The sequence below is a fragment of the Bifidobacterium ruminantium DSM 6489 genome (assembly GCF_000770925.1).
Classification (GTDB): Bacteria; Actinomycetota; Actinomycetes; order Actinomycetales; family Bifidobacteriaceae; genus Bifidobacterium; species Bifidobacterium ruminantium.
This window is the reverse complement of record NZ_JDTK01000042.1, coordinates 1-7088: the sequence shown is the minus strand read 5'-3', so window position 1 is coordinate 7088 and position 7088 is coordinate 1. Positions and strand designations below refer to the sequence as shown.

At 60.2% G+C, this 7088-nt stretch carries 7 protein-coding genes and 1 tRNA gene; 4 read left to right on the top strand and 4 right to left on the bottom strand.

Going from position 1 to position 7088, the window contains the following annotated elements; all coding sequences use genetic code 11:
- Both OU26_RS09195 and OU26_RS09190 read left to right on the top strand, forming a co-directional pair.
- A partial coding sequence (locus tag OU26_RS09195; protein ID WP_206537853.1) for a hypothetical protein occupies window positions 1-554 on the top strand: 554 nt, incomplete at its 5' end.
- A 6-nt stretch (window positions 555-560) separates the two neighbouring features.
- Window positions 561-2090 carry a hypothetical protein gene (locus OU26_RS09190; protein ID WP_026647259.1) on the top strand — a complete coding sequence of 510 codons (1530 nt, stop codon included), beginning with the start codon at window positions 561-563 and terminating at the stop codon, window positions 2088-2090.
- Window positions 2091-2513: 423 nt separating this feature from the next.
- Here OU26_RS09190 and OU26_RS09185 read toward each other — a convergent pair whose 3' ends face one another.
- The gene (locus tag OU26_RS09185) at window positions 2514-2792 is read right to left on the bottom strand and encodes a helix-turn-helix domain-containing protein (protein WP_026647260.1); all 279 of its coding nucleotides are present in this window, start codon (window positions 2790-2792) and stop codon (window positions 2514-2516) included.
- Window positions 2793-3001: 209 nt separating this feature from the next.
- Between OU26_RS09185 and OU26_RS09180 the strand changes: the two genes are divergently transcribed.
- Window positions 3002-4054 carry a colicin transporter gene (locus OU26_RS09180; protein WP_026647269.1) on the top strand — a complete coding sequence of 351 codons (1053 nt, stop codon included), beginning with the start codon at window positions 3002-3004 and terminating at the stop codon, window positions 4052-4054.
- 932 nt (window positions 4055-4986) lie between these two features.
- Here the strand turns inward: OU26_RS09180 and OU26_RS09175 are convergent.
- Window positions 4987-5532: a hypothetical protein gene (locus OU26_RS09175; protein WP_026647264.1), complete on the bottom strand. Its 546-nt coding sequence runs from the start codon at window positions 5530-5532 to the stop codon at window positions 4987-4989.
- A gap of 568 nt (window positions 5533-6100) precedes the next feature.
- A tRNA-Ser gene (locus OU26_RS09170) sits at window positions 6101-6185 on the bottom strand.
- A 163-nt stretch (window positions 6186-6348) separates the two neighbouring features.
- Here OU26_RS09170 and OU26_RS09165 point away from each other — a divergent pair.
- Window positions 6349-6774: a GNAT family N-acetyltransferase gene (locus OU26_RS09165; protein WP_026647265.1), complete on the top strand. Its 426-nt coding sequence runs from the start codon at window positions 6349-6351 to the stop codon at window positions 6772-6774.
- Between the two features lie 60 nt (window positions 6775-6834).
- Here the strand turns inward: OU26_RS09165 and OU26_RS10180 are convergent, their stop codons facing one another.
- A complete protein-coding gene (locus OU26_RS10180; RefSeq protein ID WP_152571373.1) occupies window positions 6835-7020 on the bottom strand; it encodes a hypothetical protein in 186 nt (61 codons plus the stop codon).
- Between the last annotated feature and the right edge of the window lie 68 nt (window positions 7021-7088).

Here is a 7088-nt window from a genome sequence, read left to right as displayed (position 1 = left end):
AACTCGGCTCACATCACATTGAACACAAACATCGGATGTTCTTCCGCGCGTTCGCCCCCGATCTCGTGGACGATGCGGAGGAGTTGCGGCGGGCCGTGGCCGGGCAACCCACGTGGCTGAAGGCCGCCGATGCCGGACGCGAGTACCGGGTCGGTGCGAGAACACTCAGCAAGAAAACCGCTCTCGGCGGTTTCGAGCTGGGTGGCCTCAGCTTCATACGAATCCGGCGAACTTTACTGGTGCGGCGCGAGGAGATCGCCAGCCGCTGGCCGCGACGCGACCAGTTGATGCGGGCGGGACAGGGAATCTCGCGGAAATTCGAGAACCCAGATTCCGATGAGCCGCGAATGGGCGCGTATGCGGCGGCGATCGGTTTCAATTCCAAAACGGAAAGGGGTGCTGGCGCTTTGGCCGGTGCCGGTAGGTCTGCGGCCGCGCCGGCGACGAATCGGCCTCATCGGAATCACGATGGCGATTTTCCCCGAAATCCTTCACGGCGGTTCCTGCGCCGGGCTGACGCTGGCATCGACGCCGTCGTGAACGAGGGGCGGTGATCGGCGATGGTGACAGTTTTCCCGAAACATCAAACCGAGGCCGCCGAGCCGAAGAAGGGCACGTACGTCGATGTGCCGCTATTCGGCAATCCTGAGCCTGATACGACGAAAGCGGCGGCATCCGCGGACGCGGAATACCCGACCCAGTGCCTGCATCCCCACCGCCGTTCCAATGGCATGAAGGTGCGCTGCGGTCATTGCAGCGGCTGCCGATTGCGCAGACAGCTTGACGTGTTGAGCATAGGCAAGGCGGGTCTGGAAAAATCCGGCACGTTCGTGTTCGTAACCCTGACGGCACCATCATTCAGTCGACCCGGTGTACCCGTGCATAGAGCGGGGAAGAGTTGCCCGTTATGCGGCAGGGAACATGGGGAAGGGTATCCCCTGAGCGGTGTACCCCAGAACTTCGACCGTGATGTGAACTTCGCCGCGATGGCGACATTCAACGTGCAATTGGGGGGTCTGCTGAACGCGACCATGACCAAGCTGAGGAAGAAGTACCCGCGCTCGGCGTACTTCTATACAATCGAATTGCAATCCCGGATGGCTGCGCACGTGCATCTGCTGCTGCGATTCCCCGACGAAAAGACCTACGTCAACACCGACAATCTTGCCAAGCTCATCGGCGGCACTCGTCTGAAGGGCTCGCTTGTGCAATGGGGCCCGGTCATCGATATCCAACAGGTCGGCGACGATATGAACAGGCAGATCGTCGACCTGCCAGCCAACAAGGTCGCCCCGCTTTGTGATGGCGAACGGCTGCTGCGCTACATGACCAAAAGCATCCGCGATGGCTTGGTGCAGGATGTCGCGGACATCGACGGTCTGACCGAAAGCGAACGAAAGAAGGTCGGACTTTACCGGATGTGGGTGCAGCGGACGGTTGACGGGCTTCCGCTCTTCGACGAGGTCAATCCCTCGGAATGCTGCCCGGTTCATGGCGCAATCGCCAATGTGCGGTTTGTCGAACCCTTCGAGGTGTTCCGGCCTTCCGAAAAAGAACGGCAGCGCAAGAGGGAACGGCTGAGGCGAGTGGCTTGTCTGAGACTGATGATGGCCGACTCCTCATATGGCGGGAACGCCGATGGATCCGCCAAGCCGGAGCCGCGAACCGTTGCCCATCAAGGGAAAGCATGGGAACGTGGCGCGGTGGTGTGGAGCGAACGTTGCGTATGCGAGCGAATCCAGCCGAAAGTCACCAGAAGACACAAATGGAATTACGGCCTCGGAGCACGATTGTGGGGCGGCTCACGTAACTGGTGCGAGCTGACCATGACCGGGCTCAAGAAGGAACGTCGGGACCGTTTCGCCGAAGCGGGCAACGATGCGACCCCAGACAGGGGGGCGCAGGATAACGAATCGGCCCCTGAGGCCGAGACCGTCCCCCGATCGACTGCGGGAAACGGGTCCGATGATATCGGCGCCGAGGAAGGAGGCCGGTGCATTCGGCTCGATTTAAATGCCGATAACGGCCCTGTCGAGATCACTCTGCGGATAAAGGTCGACGCTGGCGGTGTCGAAATCCGCTGCGAGTAAGTATTGCGGCACAGTGCGGGAACCGAACCATCCGCACTGTGCCTCCTCTTCTTGTGGCCAAGAGGGCAGTTGAAGAAAACTTCGTTTTCCTGAATCACTGGAATTACAGGTTCTTATAAATATAGGAAGACCGGTTGAAATGAAAGTGGGTGTAGTGAAGAGGCGGGTTGAGATTCCCTATATATTGAACAAGGGGATGGCGGATTCGCGAAAGCGGTCGAGGCGGCGGCAGAGGCGGAGGCGCCCCGCGCCGAGCCACCCAAAGAAACGGGACGTCGTATCCGACCCCAAAGGAAAAACCCAGTCGGCAGAACGCATATCGGGCTCCAAAAGGACGTAAGGCGGAAAAACGGGGCAGGCGGGCTACCCAAGATTCTTGCCACCGCCTACCCAACGGGGCCAAGGGCCGCGACGGCGGAGAGCCTACCTGGCGTGCAGGTCGGGCCATGACGGCGGCAGGAGTTCGTCGAGGGTGACGCCGAGCACTTGGGCCACGGCCATGATGGTCTTCAACGTGGGATTGGCGGGGGTGTCCTTGCCTATCTTGCCCCATTCCATTCGCTGGTACTGGTATCTCGACAGGCCTGCGTCATAGGCCACGCGCTCTTGGGTGAGGCCACGCTCGACGCGGAGGCGCTGGAGGTTGACACCCAGCTCCTTGGCGTACCTCGCCCATTCCTTCGAATCGTCTTTAACGGCCACGCGCCAAAAATATGTGGCGTTCGCATCTCACTAGGCCACAAAGTTGTGGCTTTCGCTACAATGTAGTATTGAATTCGCATGATAAGGAAGCGCGACCGTCTCCCATACCCCCGCAGGATAGGGAGCTTCGGCCTGACGGCCTCCGCGCCGTTACATCCATGTCGATGGGCGAATCGACGTGCCAGCGCATAAGGACATAGGGAAGAGCAATGACGAAGCCATCAGAGGAAGTGGAAACCATGGATGACGCCACCCCAGAGGAGAGCAAGCCCAAGGGTATCAAGCCCGCCAAACTCACCGCCATCATCGTCGCTGTCATCATCGTGGCGCTGGCGGGTATTGGCGGCGGCTACGCCTACTGGACGCACCACGAGAACAACGCCTACCATGAGGCGGTAGCGCAGGCGGAAGCGGCTGATAAGGCGCTCTCGAAGGCCGTGGACGAGGCCACCGCCACCGAATACAAGGCGGATCAGCTCAAGGAGCCGAAGCTGCTGGACAAGCTCGACGCCGCCATCAGTAAGGCCAAGGCGCTCAAGGGCGTCCCCAACGACGCCCCCAGCGAGTGGCTGGCGTGGCAGCTCGCTTCCGCGAGGAAGGCCAATGCCACGGACGCGGACGAGGCCGATGCCCAAGCGAGGGCGCTCAATGCCGCGCTCAAGGCCGTCAGTGACAGCAAGCTGGCGAAGGAGCTGGACGGCGCGAAGGACCAGCTCAAGCGGGGTATTGACAGCGCGGGCAAGACCCTCAAGGACACGGATGGGAAGGTGGCGGACAACGCCACCCGCGACAGCCTTAAGAAGGCCATCGCCGAGGCGAACAGCACCCTTTCCAAGAAGGGCGTGACCGACCCGAAGACGTACACCGACGCCAAGGCGAAGCTGGACGCCGCCGTCAAGCGGGTGACCGATTCGAAGGCCGCGAAGGACAAGGCCGACGCCGAGGCAGCAGCCCAAGCACAGGCAGCGCAGGCAGCAGCCCAAGCGCAGGCAGCCGCGGCAGCCCAAGCGCAGGCAGCCGCGGCAGCCGCGCAGCCGCAAAGCTCCTACACCCAGTCCTACAACCGTTACGGCGGCTCCGGCAGCGGGTATTCCTCCAACCGTGGGTATTCCGCCCCGCAGCAGTCCTACACCGCCCCGCAGCAGTCCTACACGCCCCCCAACAACGGCGGCGGCAGCCATAGGACTTTCGACTTCTCCAATTCAGGCGGGCATGGCGACCCTAACGCTCCGGGTGATCCTTACGCTCCGATTGTGCACTGATAACGCTCCCCTCCGATAAGCCCCACCTCTTCATTGAGGTGGGGTTTTTCCATAAGTAAATATGCGAAGAAAAGTGCCCCGTCGTTAGAATTGGCTTCTGGTGATGGGGCGCTCAGTAGTCATCCCGCTGGTGCTGTCACACCTGCGGGATGGAGGGCGGTCACATGTGTTGCACGATCGCGAGAAGCAGAACGACTGCCGCTGTAATCAGTGTCAGCCTGTTGACTGAGTAGTTGCCGGTACTCACCTCCTTAGTGACCCGCTCCTGTTCGCTCAGGGGCGGGTCTTCATTTTGCCATTTCGATTCTGAGAATTCCCTGAGAATTGAAACGCGGCATTGCCAGCATTTTCATCTAATGAGTATGGGAGTGTCAACGGTTGGTTCGGAGGGGGTAGGAAGCACGTGAACCAGCTTTTCGCAGGCCTGTCGCCCCATTTGCTCCAAGCGCAAACCAGGCAGTTCCACGCTACGTTTCCCTCAGCCCCAACCCGTAATCAGTCGCTACTTTCTGTGAAGGCCTCGCCGTGCTCGTTCCTAGGGTATTCAGGCGTGGCCAGTGTGATTGCAATTCAAGATTAGGAGAGTTATGCAGCTTAACAAGCATAATGTTGAGACTCCGCCCGAGGAGAGGCCGAAGTGGCTGAGGAGGGGTATTGCCCTTCTCGCGGCCATCGCCACTCTTGCCACGGGTGGCATCGTTGCTTCCACGGCCTACGCCGGCGGTGGTGGCGGGCGAATACCCGTGGGTGGCCGGGGTGGGGGTGCGGTACGGGCTTATCGGGCCGGATCCGGCCCGTGGGTGCGTGATGGCGACACAAACGCTTCAAGGGCGGGGCGGAAGTGGGGACGGCGGCCGGCCGGACGTGTGCGACCGGGGCGAAGGGGTGGGCCGCCTGAATGCCACTTCGCGCCTTTGCCTATCGCTTATTGCTTATCGCCGGTAGAACTTGGGCTTGTATGCGGGCAGGACGGCTTTGTGATCTTTTTCCGTTCCGTGGGCCAGGAGGATCGTCGCCTTTCCCATGCTGAGTCGCGTCTCGTTCAAGGCCAGCAGTATCCGGGCTCCCTTGCCTCGGAGGTCTTTCCTGCCGACAAGCAGGATTGCCGTATCCGCGCTTAAGATCTCAAGCATTCTTTCACGCTCGTCGAGGTTGGTTACGCGGGTGTCCCTCAGCAGTCCCCGCAGGGACGGAATACCCGCCTGCGGGGTTCGTGTCTCCGTGTTTTTGATGGCCCGCAGCTTGCGGAAGAATGATTCGACGATGCTTATGTATTCCTTGGCCGTCCGTATGCGCGACACCGATTTGCCGCCGGCCCACGCCGCCGCCGTCAATTCGTCCCGGATGTCGCGCGCCTCCTTCTTGGTGGGCAGCCCGATGATGCGCGACCTGTCCGGGGCTTCTTCCGGGTCGGATAGGGAATCGTATACCTTGGCGAGTGTCTTCCTGCCTTTGCGGCGGATGGGGTCCGGGCTCATGTCTTCTCCTTGGCGGTCATGGCGGTGCCGGTGCCGTTCGCTGGCGAATACCCGGAGGAGGGATGCCGGCGGCGGGGTTTGCCGGTTTCTCCTTCGGATCCATCCGACCGACGGACGTTCCTCGGCTTCTTGTCTATGTATCAAGGAGTCGATTGACGGTTCGAATGGGCTTTCATGGCACCCGTATGCGTTCGTGTGGCGTTCATCGGAGGGGGTCCGGGGGGACCTTCGCGCTGGGCCGGACCGCATGGGCGCATCGCGCTGCGCGGCGGGCGTCCGGGATTGTTGCGAACCAAAACGAAAAAAATGCGCGGAGAACATGAAGGGATTCGAATCGGCCCACTGACGGGACACATGGGGCGCGGTCGGACTTCGATGACGAACACACGGCAGGCGAAGGCTCGAAGGCGTTTTCGGAATCGTCGGTTCCGATATGTGACACGCGCGGCAGGTCGGGGCCAAAGGTGTCGAAACGGAGGGAACCTGGAGGGAACCGACAATCGGAAGGAACCAAAGCAAAACCCCGGAAACCGAATGATTCCAACGGTTTCCGGGGTTCCAATCCGGGCGGAGAATACGAGATTCGAACTCGTGAGGCTGTTACACCAACACGCTTTCCAAGCGTGCGCCATAGACCACTAGGCGAATTCTCCAATTATCCAACGTTTCCCGGTGTCTATCCGTGAAACGCAACTTGACTAGAATACAACAGATTCTTCGAAAGGCAAAGCCGGCGTGTCGCGGCATCAAACCGATTCAATGCGCGTCGCTAAAATAAATCTGGAATAGGCACGATTCCCCGGAAAGTCAATCGTCATGATCAGAGCATTACGCACGTCGGACATGGACAGGGTCGCCAGCATATGGCTAGAAACGAACCTGCAGGCGCATTCCTTCATCCCAGCGGAATACTGGAAGAGCAATCTTGAATACGTGCGGGAAGCGCTGCCGTTGGCGGAAGTCCACGTGTACGAGGATGCCCAGGGTGTGCAGGGATTCATAGGTTTGAACGGCGACCATGTCGAAGGTCTTTTTGTCGCCGCAGGAATGCAGTCACACGGCATCGGCAAACAGCTCATGGACCACGTGAAACGCAGAAGAGACGCGCTGACATTGGAAGCGTACCGGAAGAATGTCGACGCGGTGCGCTTCTACCAGCGGGAAGGGTTCACACTCCAAAACGAAGATCTGGACGAGTCCACCGGCGAAATGGAGTACTCGATGCAATGGCGGCGTCGATAGGCCGAAAAGTCACAAAAGCTCCGCCACACATCTGAGGAAGTGCCCGGAATCACCCGCCATTCACAGTCGATCGGCGATCATCGCGCAATGCTCGCGGACGATGCGCGCGCTGTCGTGGAAACGCGCCATCTCATCGTCGGTCAAATGCAAATCGACGAAATCACCGACGACGTAGCCGCCGACAAAGACCCAGACGACACCTAAAAAGACACCAGCCGGTACCCGGAAGACACCACCAAACGTCACATCGGTACCCGAATGACACCGGTTCGGTACTCAGAAGACACGGAACGGCGATCCGCAACGTCCTGGAC